The sequence below is a fragment of the Archangium sp. genome (assembly GCF_036389735.1).
In the GTDB taxonomy this organism is placed as follows: Bacteria; Myxococcota; Myxococcia; order Myxococcales; family Myxococcaceae; genus Archangium.
This window is the reverse complement of record NZ_DASVWK010000720.1, coordinates 1-2,069: the sequence shown is the minus strand read 5'-3', so window position 1 is coordinate 2,069 and position 2,069 is coordinate 1. Positions and strand designations below refer to the sequence as shown.

The window sequence follows — 2,069 nt, the reverse complement described above, 5'->3', positions numbered from 1 at the left end:
GGCGTGGTTGGTGAGCAGCAGGGAGCTGTACTGGTAGTACTTGCCGCCGGTGACGGTGGCCACCGCGCCGGTCATCAGGTTCACCACCTTCACGTCGCAGTTGGACGAGCCGTCGCAGTCCGTCATCAGCAGGCCATACTTGCCGAACTGGCTGGTGGAGGCGGAGAGGTTCACGTTGGGGACCACGGTCTTGTTGGTCTGGCTGTCCAGGAAGGTGGCGCTGCCCACCGAGGCGCCGCCGGCGCCGTAGGCCAGGGCGAGGAAGTGCTCGTCGTCACCCTTCATCACGGAGTGGTCGGCGGGCACGGACGTGAGCGTGCCGTCGGCCGTCTTCATCCGGTGCAGCTTCTTGGTGTCGATGCCGAAGAAGAACTCCCCATTGGGGCTGAAGGACCACAGCTGGCGGGAAGTCGGGGAGGAGTTGCGCTCGCCGCGGAACATCAGGTGCTGCGCGGTGGTGGTGTTGAAGACGTTGAAATCGCTGTGCCCGTAGTAGTTGCCGTCGGAGGTGTAGGAGCCAAAGGACTGACCGTAGGCCAGGAACTGACCGTTGGCGGTGGCGACCCAGTCCGTCGGGTCATCCACCCAGTTCCACTCCACGAGGAACATGCGCTCCTCGCCCGTGCGCAGGTCGACGATGGAGTGGGTGAGGTTCTCCCACCCCTCACGGCTGACCAGCGCGTGCACGCCGTCGTCGAACAGGCGCGAGTAGGCGTTGTACTGCGCGGGGTCCTTCACGCTGAAGCGGTGGAAGGCGGACAGCTTGCGGATGCCCACCTCGGTGGTGCCGTCCGCGCTCACCTTCGCACGGGCAACCACCTGGCGCGGGTAGGCCGGCGAGGTGGCCACGATCTCCCACTCGCCCTCGGGCAGGGTGAGCGAGAAGGCGCCGTTGGCGGCCGCGTTGGTGGGCTCGAGCACGCCCGGCACGCTCAGCTGGATGTCGCTGGCGGCGCGCGCGTCCCAGTACTGCACCGAGCCGACCACCTTGCCCGAGCGCAGGCCCTTCTTGCCCAGCGTGAAGTCGGCGGCGTTGCGGGTGCCGCGCTGCACCGTCACGGTGCTGCTGGCGATGTAGTTGCCGCGCGTGGCCACCAGCGTGCGCTGGCCGGTCGGCACGCCCGTCAGCGTGAAGCTGCCATCATCCGTCGTCATCGCGCTCAGCGTCGTGCCGGCCACGGAGACCTGGATGCCCAGGTTGCCGGTGGTCGTCCCCGCCGTCACCTTGCCGGCGACGACGCCCGCGCCCATCAGCGTCACGGCGGGCACCTCGCCCCCCTTGCCATCCTTGAGCACCACGGCCAGCGCCCGGCGCGACTCCTCGGTAGCCTCGGGCGCCACGAAGGTCAGCTGGTAGGTGCCGTCGTCCACGCCCGTGAACTGGTAGGCGCCGGTGGCGTCGGTGATGGCCACTTCCGTCTCGTCGGGGCCGACCAGCGACACCACGACACCGCTCGCGTCGCCCTCACCCTCGAACGTCACGGTGCCGGAGATGGAAGGACTCTGGCACGCGGCCAGAAGGACACAGGCGGCGATCAGCAAACTCTTCTTCATTCTGGGAAACCCCCCTCAGGAGTCACCGCGCGCCAGGATTGGTGCGCGCGATGGGGCGGACCCTAAACCCAATGTCCTTCCAAAGACAAATCCATACCGGGGGTTTCCACTGCAGTCCGGCCCTGGCTTCCGGCTGCTCCCGGGATGTCTTGAATTGTTCCCCCTCCCCGGCCCGGGAAGAGAAGAGGGGCGAGCGCCTTCGCGGTGCTCGCCCCTCGGTGTCTCAGCGATGCGGTGCCGGGTGGATCAGAAGGCGGTGCCGTTGGCGCGCTTGCCCGCGGACGAGCTCAGCGTGGAGATCGAGGTGTGCAGCACGAAGCTCCCGGTGGCACTGGTATCGGGGCTGCGGTTGGCGGACACGCCATCGGTCCCCGCCAGGGTGCTGGAGAAGGTGTACGTGTCCACGTTGGTGCGGCCCGCGTTCTTCACCGTGACGGTGTCGCCGCTGTTGGCCAGACCCAGCGCCCCCGTGGAGGCGCCCACGGCGTTGGTGAGCCCCGTGGGAACGCCGGCCG

Annotated in this window: 1 protein-coding gene and 1 pseudogene; both read right to left on the bottom strand. The window is 68.2% G+C overall.

All coding sequences use genetic code 11. From position 1 onward, the window contains the following. Positions 1-1,554, bottom strand: a 1,554-nt coding sequence (locus VF794_RS25560; protein WP_331114773.1) for a carboxypeptidase regulatory-like domain-containing protein, incomplete at its 3' end; no start/stop codon positions are given. 246 nt (positions 1,555-1,800) lie between these two features. Then, positions 1,801-2,069 (bottom strand): annotated as a pseudogene (locus VF794_RS25555) (endonuclease); the annotation flags it as partial.